The organism is Guptibacillus hwajinpoensis (genome assembly GCF_020524165.1).
Lineage (GTDB): Bacteria > Bacillota > Bacilli > Bacillales > Guptibacillaceae > Guptibacillus > Guptibacillus hwajinpoensis_D.
Genome location: NZ_JAIVKU010000001.1, coordinates 24,246 through 39,972 on the forward strand (window position 1 = coordinate 24,246; position 15,727 = coordinate 39,972).

Annotated in this window: 15 protein-coding genes and 4 tRNA genes; all 19 read left to right on the forward strand. The window is 40.6% G+C overall.

Translation table 11 applies throughout. The features are described from left to right. Positions 1-198, forward strand: coding sequence for a DUF951 domain-containing protein (locus LC090_RS00125; protein WP_098445611.1), 198 nt, complete (start codon positions 1-3; stop codon positions 196-198). Between the two features lie 188 nt (positions 199-386). Beyond that, on the forward strand, positions 387-1,487 hold the full coding sequence (gene ychF, locus LC090_RS00130) for a redox-regulated ATPase YchF (RefSeq protein ID WP_224591210.1): 1,101 nt from the start codon (positions 387-389) through the stop codon (positions 1,485-1,487). Between the two features lie 130 nt (positions 1,488-1,617). After that, the gene (gene rpsF / locus LC090_RS00135; RefSeq protein ID WP_224591209.1) at positions 1,618-1,914 is read left to right on the forward strand and encodes a 30S ribosomal protein S6; all 297 of its coding nucleotides are present in this window, start codon (positions 1,618-1,620) and stop codon (positions 1,912-1,914) included. A 26-nt stretch (positions 1,915-1,940) separates the two neighbouring features. Beyond that, complete coding sequence (ssb, locus tag LC090_RS00140) at positions 1,941-2,453, forward strand: single-stranded DNA-binding protein (protein WP_226654130.1); 513 nt, start codon at positions 1,941-1,943, stop codon at positions 2,451-2,453. Between the two features lie 63 nt (positions 2,454-2,516). Then, positions 2,517-2,753, forward strand: coding sequence for a 30S ribosomal protein S18 (gene rpsR, locus LC090_RS00145; RefSeq protein WP_098445608.1), 237 nt, complete (start codon positions 2,517-2,519; stop codon positions 2,751-2,753). A gap of 155 nt (positions 2,754-2,908) precedes the next feature. Continuing rightward, positions 2,909-3,205, forward strand: coding sequence for an HPr family phosphocarrier protein (locus LC090_RS00150; RefSeq protein ID WP_226654132.1), 297 nt, complete (start codon positions 2,909-2,911; stop codon positions 3,203-3,205). Between the two features lie 455 nt (positions 3,206-3,660). Continuing rightward, positions 3,661-4,587 (forward strand): YybS family protein, encoded by a 927-nt coding sequence (locus LC090_RS00155; RefSeq protein ID WP_226654135.1) that lies wholly within the window; start codon positions 3,661-3,663, stop codon positions 4,585-4,587. A gap of 15 nt (positions 4,588-4,602) precedes the next feature. Further along, entirely contained in the window at positions 4,603-6,579 is a 1,977-nt protein-coding gene (locus tag LC090_RS00160) for a DHH family phosphoesterase (protein WP_226654137.1), read from the forward strand. Further along, positions 6,576-7,019 carry a 50S ribosomal protein L9 gene (rplI, locus tag LC090_RS00165; RefSeq protein WP_226654139.1) on the forward strand — a complete coding sequence of 148 codons (444 nt, stop codon included), beginning with the start codon at positions 6,576-6,578 and terminating at the stop codon, positions 7,017-7,019. Before LC090_RS00160 ends, rplI begins: the two co-directional genes overlap by 4 nt. A 48-nt stretch (positions 7,020-7,067) precedes the next feature. Continuing rightward, the gene (gene dnaB / locus LC090_RS00170; RefSeq protein WP_226654142.1) at positions 7,068-8,429 is read left to right on the forward strand and encodes a replicative DNA helicase; all 1,362 of its coding nucleotides are present in this window, start codon (positions 7,068-7,070) and stop codon (positions 8,427-8,429) included. A 298-nt stretch (positions 8,430-8,727) separates the two neighbouring features. Further along, positions 8,728-10,014 carry an adenylosuccinate synthase gene (locus LC090_RS00175; protein WP_224591199.1) on the forward strand — a complete coding sequence of 429 codons (1,287 nt, stop codon included), beginning with the start codon at positions 8,728-8,730 and terminating at the stop codon, positions 10,012-10,014. A 129-nt stretch (positions 10,015-10,143) separates the two neighbouring features. After that, positions 10,144-10,581, forward strand: coding sequence for a PilZ domain-containing protein (locus LC090_RS00180; RefSeq protein ID WP_226654144.1), 438 nt, complete (start codon positions 10,144-10,146; stop codon positions 10,579-10,581). Positions 10,582-10,699: 118 nt separating this feature from the next. Then, positions 10,700-10,775: transfer RNA gene (locus LC090_RS00185), tRNA-Lys, on the forward strand. Between the two features lie 76 nt (positions 10,776-10,851). Beyond that, a tRNA-Met gene (locus tag LC090_RS00190) sits at positions 10,852-10,928 on the forward strand. 189 nt (positions 10,929-11,117) lie between these two features. Next, positions 11,118-11,193, forward strand: a tRNA-Asp gene (locus tag LC090_RS00195). A gap of 38 nt (positions 11,194-11,231) precedes the next feature. Then, positions 11,232-11,307: transfer RNA gene (locus LC090_RS00200), tRNA-Phe, on the forward strand. Between the two features lie 279 nt (positions 11,308-11,586). Next, the gene (locus tag LC090_RS00205) at positions 11,587-12,993 is read left to right on the forward strand and encodes a M23 family metallopeptidase (RefSeq protein WP_226654147.1); all 1,407 of its coding nucleotides are present in this window, start codon (positions 11,587-11,589) and stop codon (positions 12,991-12,993) included. 214 nt (positions 12,994-13,207) lie between these two features. Further along, positions 13,208-13,915 (forward strand): response regulator YycF, encoded by a 708-nt coding sequence (gene yycF, locus LC090_RS00210; protein ID WP_098445599.1) that lies wholly within the window; start codon positions 13,208-13,210, stop codon positions 13,913-13,915. A gap of 7 nt (positions 13,916-13,922) precedes the next feature. Beyond that, on the forward strand, positions 13,923-15,725 hold the full coding sequence (walK, locus tag LC090_RS00215; RefSeq protein ID WP_226654149.1) for a cell wall metabolism sensor histidine kinase WalK: 1,803 nt from the start codon (positions 13,923-13,925) through the stop codon (positions 15,723-15,725). Positions 15,726-15,727: the final 2 nt, after the last annotated feature.

Consider the following 15,727-nt stretch of genomic DNA (forward strand, 5'->3'; position numbering starts at 1 on the left):
GTGTCTGATAAAGAATTTGGCTTAAACGATGTTGTTGAAATGAAGAAAGCTCATCCATGTGGGGAAAATCGTTGGAAAGTGATTCGAATGGGAGCAGATATTCGAATCAAATGTCTTGGATGTGATCATAGTGTGATGCTTCCAAGAAAAGAGTTCTCCAAAAAGTTAAAGAAAGTGCTTGAGCACGCAGAATCTTGACCGTCCATTTCGGGCGGTCATTTTACTTATAGCGGAATGGTGAGCGCTTGTTTTTTTACGTTGTCATCTCTATAATTGATAGGGTATGTCGTTTGATTACTAGAATGATGAAAAAAGTCTAGAAATGGCTCATATAGCCGTCTTTTTATAAAAATCGCCTTTTAAGGCAATTTAAAGGAGTGACCGAGATGGCATTAACCACCGGTATTGTAGGACTTCCGAATGTTGGGAAGTCAACGTTATTTAACGCAATTACACAGGCAGGAGCAGAGTCAGCAAACTACCCGTTCTGTACAATTGATCCGAACGTGGGAATTGTAGAAGTTCCAGATGAGCGTCTTCAAAAGCTGACAGAACTCGTAAATCCAAAGAAAACTGTACCAACAGCTTTTGAATTTACGGATATTGCTGGGATTGTTAAAGGCGCAAGTAAAGGAGAAGGTCTAGGAAATAAATTTCTTTCTCACATTCGTCAAGTGGATGCGATCTCTCAAGTTGTTCGCTGTTTTGATGATGAAAATATTACCCACGTTTCTGGTAAAGTAGATCCAATTTCTGATATTGAAACAATTAATCTTGAGCTTGTTCTTGCTGATCTTGAATCCGTTGATAAACGTATTGCTCGCGTTCAAAAAATGGCGAAGCAAAAAGATAAAGAAGCGTTGGCGGAGTTTAATGTCCTTACAAAGCTTAAGGAAGCATTCGAAGAAGAGCAGCCTGCTAGAAGCGTAGAGCTAACGGAAGAAGAAGAGAAAATTGTTTACGGCTATCACCTATTAACGAAAAAGCCTGTTCTTTACGTAGCTAACGTTGATGAGGATGATCTACTTGATCCATCAGATAACGAATACGTCGCTAAAGTGCGGGAGTATGCTGCAAAAGAAGGCGCTGAAGTAATTGTGGTTTGTGCGAAGATTGAATCTGAACTGGCTGAGCTTGATGGCGAAGAAAAAGATGCATTTCTTGAGGACATTGGAATCTCTGAGCCAGGCTTGAATAAATTAATCCGTGCTTCCTATGATCTTCTTGGATTAGCTACCTACTTCACAGCTGGTGAGCAAGAAGTTCGCGCGTGGACATTCCGTCTTGGTATGAAAGCTCCGCAGGCAGCCGGCATTATCCATACAGACTTCGAACGTGGCTTTATCCGCGCAGAAATCGTAGCTTATGATGATCTAGTTGCAGCGGGCACAATGGCTGCTGCAAAGGAAAAAGGTAAAGTTCGTCTTGAAGGTAAAGAGTATATTGTGAAAGACGGAGACGTCATTCACTTCCGCTTTAATGTATAAGATTGAAATCGAACTTGCTAAGAGAGAACTAATTTGGTATAATCTAAAGCTGTGAGTAATTATCTTTGTATACTTACTCCTTGCTCTTAATTCCAGTTAAGAGCCGTTAGACCAAAAGGAGGTGAACGGAATGCGTAACTACGAAATTATGTACATTATCCGTCCAAACATTGAAGAGGATGCACAGAAAGCTCTTGTTGAGCGTTTTAACAACATCCTTACTGACAATGGTGCGGAAATTAATGAAACGAAAGAAATGGGTAAGAAGCGTCTTGCTTATGAAATCGAGAATTTCAACAGCGGGATCTACATGCTTCTTAACATTAACAGTAATACTGAAGCGATTGATGAATTCAGCCGTTTGATGAAAATCAACGACGATGTTCTTCGTTTCATGACGATCAACCTAGAAGAAGCTAAAAAGTAATTGTTTTATAAATAGGAGGGGTTCTGATGCTGAATCGCGTCGTATTAGTTGGACGTTTAACAAAAGACCCTGAATTGCGTTATACCCCTAGTGGCGTAGCGGTTGCGAACTTCACACTAGCTGTGAATCGCCCGTTTACGAATCAGCAGGGAGACCGCGAAGCTGATTTTATCAACATTGTAGTATGGCGCAGACAGGCAGAAAATGCAGCCAATTTCTTGAAAAAGGGCAGCCTTGCTGGTGTAGATGGACGAGTTCAGACTCGTTCTTATGATAATAGCCAGGGACAGCGTGTGTTTGTGACAGAAGTGATGGCTGAAAGCGTCCAATTTCTCGAGCCTAAAGGTGCAAACCAGGGCAGTGGCGGAAGCGGCAACAGTAGCAACTACGGTGGCGGCAACCAAAACAGAGAAACCGGCGGTTACGGGAATCAGAACCAAAATCGTGATAACAACCGTGATCACTCCAATTTTGGAGATGACCCGTTTGCGAGCGATGGCAAGCCGATCGACATTTCAGATGATGACTTGCCGTTCTAATACTCTCTGTTTCGAGCGGTGAATACAGAGAACGAATTTTAAATGCAAAGGAGGTAACTACCCATGGCAAGACCAGGTGGACGCAGAGGTCGTCGTAAAAAGGTTTGTTTCTTCACAGTAAACAAAATCACTTACATCGACTATAAAGATGTAGATCTTCTTAAACGCTTCGTATCTGAGCGTGGAAAAATTCTTCCACGTCGTGTAACAGGTACTAGCGCTAAATACCAACGTCAATTGACTCGCGCGGTTAAACGTGCTCGTCAAATGGCTTTACTACCATACGTACTTGGTGAGTAAATAAGAAAAGCAGTAGGATGATGTCCTACTGCTTTTTTCTATACAAAACAAAGTTATTCTATGAGGTTAACGACATTTTAGAATAAGTGGTTTACTCTCCTACAGAAAGAGGGAATACAACCTTTACAAGAATCCTGTAAGGAGGAACCACAATAATGAATGTTGAAACTTCAACAATAACGCTTACGGCACAGCTTACTATGAATTCTCTTATGGCATTTGTTAAAAAAGCAAAAACGTTTCATAGTCACGTATCCCTCTATCGGAATGGTCATAGCATCAACGGAAAGAATTTAACAAGCGTCATTACGTTTAATCTTACCGTGAAAGAAAATGATTCAATTCTTCTTATTGCGGACGGTGAAGATGCACAGGAAGCTTCTATGCAATTAGTAGAGTGGCTCCAAAATGAAATGAATAGTAAGAAGGAAGAGACGCTCTCTCTTATGTAATACATAAAAGGCTGTTTTATTATACAGCCTTTTCTTAATGCTTACTATTCAAATTAATGAAACATTTGCTGAAACGGGCAGAAATTCTTACAATGTAGTAAGGGGATTTCGACCCGTTTTTTGTATTTCAACTAAGCAGGTTGATAAAATACATGTGTATACTGATAAATATGGGGTCTAATCGGTTATTTCCGCTTTACTGATCTAGCTGCGCGGGCCAAATCCTTCGGCTGTTTCGCCCAATCGAATGAGACAAAAGGCCTCTCAATCTCATGGGCTCCAACATCCTGCGGGTTTAAGCAGGACCGCTCCGCTTTACACGATTCAGCTGCAGTGACCAGTCTCTCGATCACTTCACCTTTTCCTCTGAACACAAAGAGCGTGTTCAAATGAAAAGGTTCCAGTGCTTGTCGAGCCTAGCCGGTCACTTCCGCTTTACACAAAGGAGAAGACTATTGAAGAATCAGACTGTTAGGCAGTTAGTTGAAGGGGCTGCGCTTGCGGCCGTGTTTGCTGTATTGTTTGTGATTACGATTTATGTACCGCTTTTAGGTTCATTAACGATTTGGGCTCTTCCTATTCCGTTTATATTAATGGTTATTCGTAATGGGGTGAAGAGTGGGCTCGTCATGTGGGCTGTTACACTTGTTCTAGGAGTTTTAACGGCAGGTCTTCCTTCTCTCGTACTTACCTTTACGGTAGGCCTAGGAGGTTTAACTGCGGGGTATTTATATTCTATTCGGAAGTCTGCTCTGGCCGTTCTTGTGGGAAGCGGCTTAGCGTATATCATTGGCCTCTTAGTTGCTTTTGTATCAAGTATCCTAGTGATTGGTCAAAATCCAGCTGATCTTGTCGTTGAAATGATGAACCAATCTTTTCAACAAGCAGAATCAATCTATCGTTCTTTAGGGCAGGATACAAGTCAATTTAATCAGCTTAAAGAACAAATTGGTTTGCTACGTTATTTAATTCCAACAGGTCTTGTGCTGATGGGTGTTGTGATTGCCCTTATTTCTCAGCTTCTTTCAGGCCCAATCTTAAAGAGAGTAGGCCATTTTCATCCACCTGTCTTTCCGCCAATCCGAGAATGGACATTTCCAAAGAGTTTTTTATGGTATTATTTAGTTGTTACTATTGTTATGATGGTAGGATTAGAAGAAGGATCGGCTGTTTTTGTTGCAGCCATTAATGTGTACGCGATACTCAATGCTCTGATATTTGTACAGGGGCTTGCAGTTATTTACTTTTTTAGCCATCAAAAAGGATGGCCCATCATCGTGCCAATTCTGTTAACGGTTCTTGGCTTCGCGTTAACATCATTTGTTGTTATTCTTGGAATCATTGATCTTGGTTTCGAATTGCGAAGGAGAATGAAATCATAGGTAGGAGCTGAAAGTATGCCAAAGTTTTTAACGAAACGGTGGCATGGTTATCATGTGGTAGCCTTGTTCGTCATTTCCATCCTGTTTATCGGCATCATCACCTATTACAACTGGATATTAGGAATTGGGAGCGTAGTGGTCATGACGCTTCTTGTTTATACAGCGATTCGTGCAGAGTCTTTATTTCAAGCTGCTCTCAGAGACTATGTTTCCACTCTATCTCATCGGGTGAAAAAAGTTGGAGACGAGGCTTTGATGGAGATGCCATTTGGGATATTGCTGTATGATGAGGAATATCATATCGAATGGACAAATCCTTATTTGCCCATCATGATGGAGAAAGAACAATTAATTGGACTTTCTTTAAATGATATTTCCGAACAAATTATTCCCTTTCTAAAATCAGAGGCGAATGAAGAAATTCTAACGATTCAAGATCGAAAGTACAAAACGTATTTTAAGCAAGAAGAAAGGCTGCTATATTTCTTTGATGTAAGTGAAAAAGTAGAAATTCAGCGTCTTTATAATGAAGAAAAAACGGTTGTTGGAATTGTCTACCTTGATAATTATGAAGAAGTCACCCAGGGACTTGGTGATCAGGTGCGTAGTAATTTAAACAGCTCTGTCACATCAATTCTAAATAACTGGGCAGACGAACAGGGGATTTTCTTAAAGCGTAGTTCATCTGAAAAGTTCTTCGCTGTTTTAAACCAGAAGATTCTTCAGGATTTAGAAAAAAATAAATTTTCGATTCTTGATGAAGTGCGTGAGGCGACTTCTAAAGAGAATATTTCAATCACCTTAAGTATTGGAATTGGAAGTGGACATAGTACGCTAACCGAACTTGGACAGTTAGCTCAATCTAGTCTTGATTTAGCTCTTGGTCGCGGTGGTGATCAAGTTGCCATTAAGCAGACAACAGGAAAAGTGAAATTTTATGGTGGAAAGACGAATCCAATTGAAAAACGAACACGGGTAAGGGCGCGAGTCATTTCCCATGCTTTACGAGAGCTTGTGCTTGATAGTGATCAAGTCATTATTATGGGGCATAAGAACCCTGATATGGATTCTATTGGGGCTTCCATTGGTATTCTTAAAGTAGCACAGGCTAATGGAAAAGAAGGGTCAATCGTTTTTGATCAAAATCAACGTACAAGCGGTGTCTCAAGATTAATCGAAGAGATTGAGGGGAATGAACAGCTTTGGGCTCGTTTTATTGATCCTGAAGATGCGCTTGAGAATTGTACGCCAAATACACTGTTAGTTGTGGTAGATACGCATAAACCTTCCCTAGTGATGGAGGAGCGACTTTTACAAAAGCTTGATCACGTCGTTGTTATTGATCACCATAGACGTGGAGAAGAGTTTATTGAAGATCCTGTTCTTGTTTATATGGAACCTTATGCTTCTTCCACAGCTGAGCTTGTGACCGAACTCTTTGAATATCAGCCTAAACGGCTTAAAATGGACATCATGGAAGCGACAGCTCTTTTGGCCGGTATTATCGTGGATACAAAAAGCTTCACGCTTAGAACCGGTTCTAGAACGTTTGATGCAGCTTCTTATTTAAGAGCACATGGTGCTGATACTGTCCTCGTTCAAGAATTTCTTCGAGAAGACATTGCGCAGTATATTAGAAGAGCCAAAATCATAGAGAAATCTCATATTTACCGAAGTGGGATTGCCATTGCGCTTGGTGAAAAAGATCAGACTTATGACCAAGTTCTGATTGCGCAAGCTGCTGATACGCTTTTATCGATGAGCGGCGTGATTGCTTCTTTCGTTATTTCGAAACGAAATGATGGTAAAATTAGCATTAGTGCCAGGTCGCTTGGGGAAGTGAATGTCCAGATAATTATGGAAGGCCTAAATGGCGGCGGACATTTAACAAATGCGGCTACACAAATTGACTCAGGGTCAATTGAAGAGGCAGAGGAATTGCTTAAGGAAACAATCGATAACTATTTGGAAGGGAGCGAAGATGAATCATGAAAGTGATTTTCTTAGAAGATGTAAAAGGTAAAGGCAAAAAAGGTGAAGTGAAAAATGTAGCGGACGGATATGCTCGTAACCACCTGCTTAAGAATAATCTTGCTCTAGAAGCAAATAATGCAAATATGAAAACATTAAAAGCAAAGCAGCGTAGTGACGATAAAAAAGCTCAGGAAGAGCTTGATGAAGCGAAAGCGTTGAAAGAGAAGATCGAAAGCCTTGAAGTTGAACTAGAAACGAAATCTGGTGAGGGCGGCCGCCTCTTCGGTTCCATTACAAGCAAAAATATAGCTGAAGAACTGAAAAAGCATAATATTAAAGTTGATAAACGTAAAATTGAACTAGATGAACCAATCCGTTCCCTCGGTTACACAAATGTACCCGTTAAATTGCACCATGATGTAACAGCAACTGTTAAAGTACATGTGGTCGAGCAATAGTAGGTGATGACGGGTGGAAAATAGCGAACTGCTCAGGGGGAAAACAACATGAGTGATTTATTTGCTGATCGTACGCCACCTCAAAATATAGAAGCTGAACAAGCGGTAATCGGTGCTGTTTTTCTTGAAATCGATGCACTCACAACAGCAACAGAGGTACTACAACCAGAAGACTTTTATCGAGCGGCACATCAGAAGATATTCTCTGTGATGATCGACCTCTCTGAAAAAGGAGAACCAGTCGATCTTGTCACGGTTACATCAGAGCTTCAGGATCTTAAGATTCTTGAGGAAATCGGCGGAGTATCTTATTTAAGTGATCTGGCTAATTCGGTACCCACCGCAGCAAACGTTGAGTACTATTCCAAAATTGTAGAAGAGAAATCGATTTTAAGAAGATTGATCCGCGCAGCTACGGATATCGCCTCTGATGGATATGCGAAAGAGAACGAGATAGAAAACCTTCTTTCAGAAGCTGAAAAGTCGATTATGGAAGTTTCTCAGCGTAAAAATACAGGAGCCTTTATTTCGATTAAAGATGTTCTTGTCACAGCTTATGATAATATTGAAACCCTTCAGAACAATACGGGAGACATTACAGGGATACCTACCGGGTTCTCAGAGCTTGATCGTATGACGGCTGGTTTCCAGCGAAATGATTTAATTATTGTAGCGGCACGACCATCAGTAGGTAAGACGGCATTTGCGCTTAACATTGCGCAAAACGTTGCAACGAAGACGGATGAGAATGTCGCCATCTTTAGTCTTGAGATGGGTGCAGAACAGCTTGTCATGCGTATGCTTTGTGCGGAAGGCAACATTGATGCTCAACGTCTTCGTACAGGTGGTCTGACAGGTGATGACTGGCAGAAGCTTACGATGGCGATGGGAAGTTTATCGAATGCCGGTATTTATATCGATGATACTCCTGGTATTCGAGTAGGTGATATTCGAGCTAAGTGCAGGCGACTAAAGCAAGAAAAAGGGCTCGGTATGATTCTGATTGACTATATGCAGTTGATTCGGGGAAATGGATCTGGAGAAAACAGACAACAGGAAGTTTCTGAAATATCACGATCCCTAAAAGGAATTGCACGTGAACTTGAAGTCCCTCTTATTTCACTCTCGCAGCTCTCACGTGGAGTTGAGTCGAGACAGGATAAAAGACCAATGATGTCTGATATTCGTGAATCTGGGAGTATTGAGCAGGATGCCGATATTGTTGCGTTCCTCTACCGTGATGATTATTACGATAAGGAATCGGAGAATAAAAACATTATTGAAATTATTATTGCGAAGCAGCGTAATGGGCCTGTTGGGACAGTCGAGCTTGCATTTGTAAAAGAATATAATAAATTCGTTAATCTGGAGAGGCGTCATGAAGAAGGTGACATGCCGCCAGGTGCTTAAAAAGCCTCGTATTTCGAGGCTTTTTTCTTTGCTTGAAACGAGTATGACCATAGATTATAGATTCGTGACAGGGCATCTCGCAGTATATTATGAAAACAAATAATGCGCATAATAAGAGAGCATACTTTGTTTAATTGCATGTATTTAAAAACTAAATAACGAACATATTTAGTTTTGTCTATATAATTGTTCGGGTTTGTTGACTTGTGAGGATCAAATTGGTACACTTAGCCTGGGTTTTTTAAAAAAGTAGTATGCTTCTGACAAATAATTCAAGGAAGCATCTGGAGGTGCTCAAATGCCATCAGTAGTTGTGGTAGGTACACAGTGGGGCGATGAAGGTAAAGGAAAGATCACAGATTACCTTTCTGAAAATGCAGAAGTTGTCGCTCGTTATCAGGGTGGAAATAATGCAGGACATACCATTGTATTTAATGATACAAAGTACAAACTTCACTTGATTCCATCAGGGATTTTTTATGATGATAAAATCTGCGTCATTGGAAATGGAATGGTAGTTGATCCAAAAGCCGTTCTTGAAGAACTATCATACTTACATGAACGTAATATCAATACAGATAACCTGCGTATAAGCAATCGTGCACACGTCATTCTTCCATATCACTTAAAGCTTGATGTCGTTGAGGAAGAATACAAAGGTGCTAATAAAATCGGTACGACGAAAAAAGGGATTGGCCCAGCGTATATGGATAAAGCAGCACGAGTTGGCATCCGTATTTGTGATCTACTTGACCGTGAAGTTTTTGAAGAAAAATTAGAACGAAACCTTACAGATAAGAACCGCCTTCTCGAAAAGATGTATGAAGTAGAAGGGTTCAAAAAAGAAGATATTCTTGAGGAGTACTACGAGTATGGTCAACAGATCGCTAAATACGTCGTGGATACTTCCGTGGTGCTGAATGATGCCATTGATGAAGGTCGTCGCGTACTTTTTGAAGGTGCTCAAGGAGTTATGCTTGATATTGACCAGGGGACGTATCCATTCGTTACATCTTCTAATCCAATTGCTGGTGGCGTTACGATAGGTTCTGGAGTAGGACCAAGTAAAATCAATCATGTGGTTGGCGTTTCTAAAGCTTACACAACAAGAGTTGGAGATGGCCCATTCCCTACCGAGCTTCATGACGAAGTTGGAGATCAAATTCGTGAGGTAGGAAATGAATATGGAACAACAACAGGACGCCCTCGCCGAGTTGGCTGGTTTGATAGCGTTGTTGTACGTCATGCACGTCGCGTGAGCGGTATTACAGACCTTTCTTTGAATTCAATTGATGTATTGACTGGAATTGAAACGCTTAAGATCTGTACAGCTTATAAGTACAAAGGTGAAATCATCGAAGAATTTCCTGCTAGCCTTAAAGTACTGGCTGAGTGTGAGCCTGTTTATGAAGAGATGCCTGGCTGGACAGAAGATATTACAGGCGTGAACAACTTAGGTGAACTCCCTCCTAATGCTCGTCACTATATTGAACGAGTTTCACAACTTACTGGGATTCCATTGTCGATCTTCTCAGTTGGCCCAGATCGTAATCAAACTAATATGATCCGCGGCGTGTTTGCTTAATGAACAGAGCTGGCAGTTTAAAACTGTCAGCTTTTTTTACAGCTTTAGAAGTTGGAAAATTCTGCAGAAAAACACTTTTTATGATAAACTTGAACTATCAAAATCGGTAAACGTTGATGAGGTGTGCATATGAGTCGTAATAAAAGGCAGGTTTTTCGACAGCAACTGGACGTTCCTTTTGCTGCAAGAATGAGAGTGATTGAAAAAGAATCACCTGTCGCGCCAGAATTCAATCATAAAATCTATATCCATGATATTGGACTTGAAGGTATTGGTTTCTCAGTAGATCTAGAAGTACCAATGTATACGAATATGGAGTTTTCGATTAAGTTAAACGATGAGCCTTTTCGCATCACAGGTGAAGTCGTATGGGGGAAGCCGAACGATCCTAACGATCCAAATACAAGAGCAAGTCAGTTTTTTGGGGTGAAGTTTCACCTTAAGACGGATCAGGAATCTTCTCTCATATTTCAAGAAGTCAATCGTTTTGCTATTAAACGTCATCGTCGAAAACAAGAAATTCGTGAGATGATGAAAGAGCGACTAAATAAACAGGCAAAGGGGTAAAGTAAGATGGAATCACCTTACTCCATGACTGTTTTTTTATTTTCTTTTTAAGATTGCTTGCTTTTTATGAATTCCAATGATATGATAAATCTTGTCGTCGTTACACGATATTTATGACGAGCCATTAGCTCAGTTGGTAGAGCATCTGACTTTTAATCAGAGGGTCGAAGGTTCGAGTCCTTCATGGCTCACCATTTTCTTTTTACATAGTGAAGAGGAAACAGTGCACAGCATAATGAAGCATGTGCAAAATAATGACACTTATATCGTCGCGGGGTGGAGCAGTTCGGTAGCTCGTTGGGCTCATAACCCAAAGGTCGCAGGTTCAAATCCTGCCCCCGCAACCAATTTAAAATTCTGACTACGTCGAATTTACATCTATGTTAGAATTTAAGGGTAGTACCAATGGTGCAACCAAAAATTTAACTGCGTCGATTAATCTTCCTTGTTAAATTTTTATCGGAGTCCCTTCAGGGGCAACCTAAATGCATAACTTGGTATGATTACTCTCAAACGTAAGTGAACAATATCTACTTGGTCTCGTGGTGTAGCGGTTAACATGCCTGCCTGTCACGCAGGAGATCGCGGGTTCGATTCCCGTCGAGACCGCCATTTAATCTATTAAACGGAATATAAAATTAGTAAAACATGGCTCTGTAGCTCAGTCGGTAGAGCAGTGGACTGAAAATCCACGTGTCGGCGGTTCGATTCCGTCCGGAGCCACCATGATTTTTCAATTAACAACGTACATATATCGCATATCTCTCTTTGAGGGATATGCGTTTTTTGTTGAGAAAAGCTTCGCTGTAATTATACCCCCTTCGTCGTCTAGGTGGAAAGCCATGAAGAAGCTTCCAGAATGTTACCATGACTTGCCACGATCGTGACGAAAAGACTACATTTTTATTACAAGTTGAGTACTTGTACCCATGTGACTTCCTAATTATGATAAAGTGCGAAACGTGAGTAAAAAAGATAGTTTCAGCTATTTCGGGAGGAAGTCGCATGAAAAGAATGAATGTACGTCGTTTTTTACAGCTTTCCATTATTGTTACAAGTTTCAGTTCGCTTCTTTGGATCGAACCAGTTGGAGCGTCTGTTCATAATTTAATGAAACCAGTTTATCATGTTTATATAGATGGAGAAAATATCGGCACGATTGATAGTCGAGCAGCGTTAGATAAAAACATTGAAGAACTCAAGACTGAAAAAAGTAGTGAAGGTATTGAGCTCTCCGTTGAGAATGATGTGGAAGTCGTAACGGAACGACTTTTTAAGCCAACTTATGATAATAAGGAAGCTCTTGATCAACTAGATGAGGAAATCTCGTTTATTGGTGAGGGGTATTCGCTTTCATTTGATGGGGAACAGGTAGGTCGGTTTACGAGTGAAAAAGAAGCAATGGATGCTTTATGGACATACGCTAAACCGTTTCTATCTGATGAAAAAGTAAAGGAAATTGAAAAGACGGTTAAAAGCATGGGAGATTCTAATGAAGCGTTTCATCCGGTTGAAGCCGTTGACTTTTCTACTCCTTTTACGATAGAAAAGGTAGAAGTCCATCCGAAAGACATTATGTCTAAAGAAAATGGGGTTTCACGACTTCAAGATGGTTATGAAGAAGAGACGGAATATGAAGTAGACGAAAAACAATCTCTGAAAGAAATTGCAGATGAAGTTGAGATGGAGAAAGAAGAACTTTTGGATCGAAATAACCTTTCAAATGATGATGAAATCAAGAAAGGCGATCAGCTCAATGTTCTTCAGCAAAAGAAGTTCACCACTGTCTTGGAAACGATTGAAGTGGAAAAAACAGAAGAAATCGACTACAAAGTGATTAAGAAAAAAAGCAGTGAGCTCCTTAAAGATGAAGAAAAAGTTAAGAGAGATGGAGAAAAAGGAAAGAAGCTTGTAACCTATTCTAAAGAATATGAGAACGGTGAGGTAGTTGAGAATGATGTTGTGAAAGAGGAAGTAACGAAGGAACCAGTTGCTAAAGAAGTAGTGATTGGAACTAAGGAAATTTCCTCCAAGGGCACGGGTACATTTGGCTGGCCAGCTGTCGGAGGTACCATTACTAGTAAACAGGGAGAGCGCTGGGGGTCATTCCATAAAGGGATTGACATTGCCGGTGTGAAGGATAAAACCATTCGATCGGCTGATAATGGTAAGGTGACAGCTGCAGGTAAGAGAAGTGGGTATGGCAACCAAGTTACTGTCAGTCATAATAACGGAATGAAGACGACCTACTCTCATCTAGCATCTATTTCTGTTTCTGTAGGTGATACCGTGCAAAAGGGTGAAAAAATCGGTGTGATGGGGACAACAGGTGATTCGACTGGAATCCATCTTCACTTTGAAGTATATAAAAATGGTAAGTTAGAGAATCCAATGGATTATCTAAAGAAATGAACCTTCAGTGAGAGCTGAAGGTTTCTTTTTGACCTTTTGTCCAGGTGTTTGGGACGCCGTACGAAAGGGATCGCGTTTCTCTTCAAGAAGTTAAGGGAAGAGCTGTAGGGAAGATCGTAATAAAACCTACATAATATGATAAAATAGATGAAAGTATGCATGTTTCATATCAACGGTAAATTGATATTGTCATATCAAAGAAGGAGCGTTCATAATGGACAAGAAAATTCTTGTTGTAGATGATGAAAAACCAATTGCGGATATTTTGCAATTTAACTTAGAGAAGGAAGGCTTTACAGTTGTTTGCGCTTACGATGGCGATGAAGCCATTGCGAAAGTGGAGGAAGAGAATCCTGATATGATTCTTTTAGATATCATGTTACCTCAGCGCGATGGCATGGAAGTTTGCCGTGAAGTTCGTAAAAAATACGAAATGCCTATTATTATGTTAACGGCAAAGGATTCAGAAATTGATAAAGTGCTAGGACTTGAACTTGGTGCAGATGATTATGTGACAAAACCCTTTAGCACAAGAGAACTGATTGCACGTGTGAAGGCTAATTTGCGTCGTCGTCAGCAGGAGCCTGAGAAAGAGTCGTCACCAAATTCTCTTATAAAAGTAGGAGCGCTAACGATTCACCCAGATGCTTATCTTGTGACAAAGCGTGAAGAATCGATTGAATTGACACACCGAGAGTTTGAACTGCTGCACTATTTGTCGAAGCATATCGGTCAGGTGATGACGCGTGAGCACTTATTACAGACTGTGTGGGGCTATGATTATTTTGGTGATGTAAGAACGGTCGATGTAACTGTACGTCGATTACGAGAAAAAGTAGAAGATAATCCAAGCCACCCGACGTGGATTATTACAAGACGTGGCGTGGGGTACTATATGCGTGAACCGGAACAGGAGCAGTAAACTTTAGATGGGAAAGGTCGGTTTTTTTAAGTCTATCCATTTTAAGTTTGCAATTGTTTATGTTCTTCTCATTCTAGTTGCGATTCAATTTATTTCTGTTTATTTTAATGACAAATTAGAAGATCAGTTTCAACAGAACTATATGAGTTCAATTCGAGATCGTGCTGAGCTCCTAGCTGATAATGTGTCTGATCAAGTGAATAGTAAGAGTGATGAAGAAGAAAATACAATCACAAGCTTGATCAGAAATTTTAGACAAAACGAGATTCGTCAAATACTCGTTGTTAATTCATTAGGCCAGGTTGTCGGGACGCTTAATGATGATGGTCTTGAAGGAACGCGCGCAACCAATGATTACGTGAACAGTGCTTTAAATGGCGTTTCTAAGGAAAATATTTTGATCGACAGTGAAGGAGAACGCTTCTTTGCGTATAGTTATCCTATTAAGGGAGAAACGAATTCAACTGTTGGTGCTGTTTACATTCAGGCAAATATGAATCAAGTTTTTGAACAAGCAGATGAAGTCAATAGTTTATTAGCTCAATCGGCTCTCATCGCACTTGTGTTAACTGGACTACTTGGCATTATCATTTCACGTACAATCACAAGGCCCATTTCGGATATGCGAAGACAAGCACTTGTCATGGCACGCGGAGATTTCACCCGAAAAGTAAAGGTATATGGTGAGGATGAGATCGGACAGCTTGCCCTTGCCTTTAATGATTTAACACGTAGGTTGCAGGAAGCGAATGCGATTACTGAAGGAGAGCGTCGCAAGCTTACTTCGGTTCTTGCTTATATGACAGATGGCGTTATTGCTACAGATCGAGAAGGCATGATTATATTAATGAACGATCGAGCAGAGGAAATGATGAGCGTTTCACGTGAAACGGTACTCGGAACATCACTAAATAAAATTCTTCAGTTTTCAGAAGAAAAAACGTGGGATGATGTCTACAATGGCCCTGATTCCATGATTCTGGATTTAAGTGATGATCATCAGACGTTTATCATACGCGTTAATTTTTCCATTATCCATAAAGAAGACGGTCCTATTAATGGATTAATTGCTGTTCTTCATGATATTACAGAACAAGAGCAGCTTGAGCAGGAGCGCCGTGAATTTGTTGTGAATGTTTCTCACGAGCTACGTACGCCACTAACAACGATGAGAAGTTATCTCGAAGCCCTTCAAGATGGGGCATTGCAGGATCCTGAGATTGCTCCTCGCTTCTTAAGTGTGACGCAAAATGAGACCGAACGAATGATTCGACTAGTAAACGATCTTCTCCAATTATCTAAAATGGATAAGAAAGAGTATCGTCTTGAGTTTACAGAGGTCAATTTTGTAGAAATGTTTGATCATGTACTTGATCGTTTTGTAATGTCGAAGCGAGATAACATTGAGATTATTAGACAGCTCCCTCGTGTAGCTATTTATACGCAGGTGGATAAAGACAAGATGACGCAGGTGCTCGATAATATTATTTCGAATGCCATTAAATACTCTCCAGATGGCGGTACGATTACCGCCCGGTGCTGGACGATTGGTAAGAAGATACGGATCAGCATTAGTGATGAAGGTGTAGGTATTCCTAAAAATAACCTTTCAAAGATTTTTGACCGGTTCTATCGTGTAGATAAAGCTCGCTCCAGACAGCTCGGGGGAACGGGGCTTGGTTTAGCTATTGCCAAGGAAATGATCCACGCCCACCATGGTGATATTTGGGCAGAGAGTAAGTGGGGACAAGGAACAACGATCTACTTTACTCTCCCTTATAAACGAATAAGGGAGGTTGAGGACAAGTGAGA

Bases quoted from the DNA above. Each gene is read 5' to 3' on its own strand.
- ssb (WP_226654130.1), top strand. From the start codon at position 1,941: ATGCTGAATCGCGTCGTATTAGTTGGACGTTTAACAAAAGACCCTGAA.
- yycF (WP_098445599.1), top strand. From the start codon at position 13,208: ATGGACAAGAAAATTCTTGTTGTAGATGATGAAAAACCAATTGCGGAT.
- rpsR (WP_098445608.1), top strand. From the start codon at position 2,517: ATGGCAAGACCAGGTGGACGCAGAGGTCGTCGTAAAAAGGTTTGTTTC.
- rpsF (WP_224591209.1), top strand. From the start codon at position 1,618: ATGCGTAACTACGAAATTATGTACATTATCCGTCCAAACATTGAAGAG.
- walK (WP_226654149.1), top strand. From the start codon at position 13,923: ATGGGAAAGGTCGGTTTTTTTAAGTCTATCCATTTTAAGTTTGCAATT.
- LC090_RS00160 (WP_226654137.1), top strand. From the start codon at position 4,603: ATGCCAAAGTTTTTAACGAAACGGTGGCATGGTTATCATGTGGTAGCC.
- dnaB (WP_226654142.1), top strand. From the start codon at position 7,068: ATGAGTGATTTATTTGCTGATCGTACGCCACCTCAAAATATAGAAGCT.
- rplI (WP_226654139.1), top strand. From the start codon at position 6,576: ATGAAAGTGATTTTCTTAGAAGATGTAAAAGGTAAAGGCAAAAAAGGT.
- LC090_RS00180 (WP_226654144.1), top strand. From the start codon at position 10,144: ATGAGTCGTAATAAAAGGCAGGTTTTTCGACAGCAACTGGACGTTCCT.
- LC090_RS00175 (WP_224591199.1), top strand. From the start codon at position 8,728: ATGCCATCAGTAGTTGTGGTAGGTACACAGTGGGGCGATGAAGGTAAA.
- LC090_RS00150 (WP_226654132.1), top strand. From the start codon at position 2,909: ATGAATGTTGAAACTTCAACAATAACGCTTACGGCACAGCTTACTATG.
- LC090_RS00205 (WP_226654147.1), top strand. From the start codon at position 11,587: ATGAAAAGAATGAATGTACGTCGTTTTTTACAGCTTTCCATTATTGTT.
- ychF (WP_224591210.1), top strand. From the start codon at position 387: ATGGCATTAACCACCGGTATTGTAGGACTTCCGAATGTTGGGAAGTCA.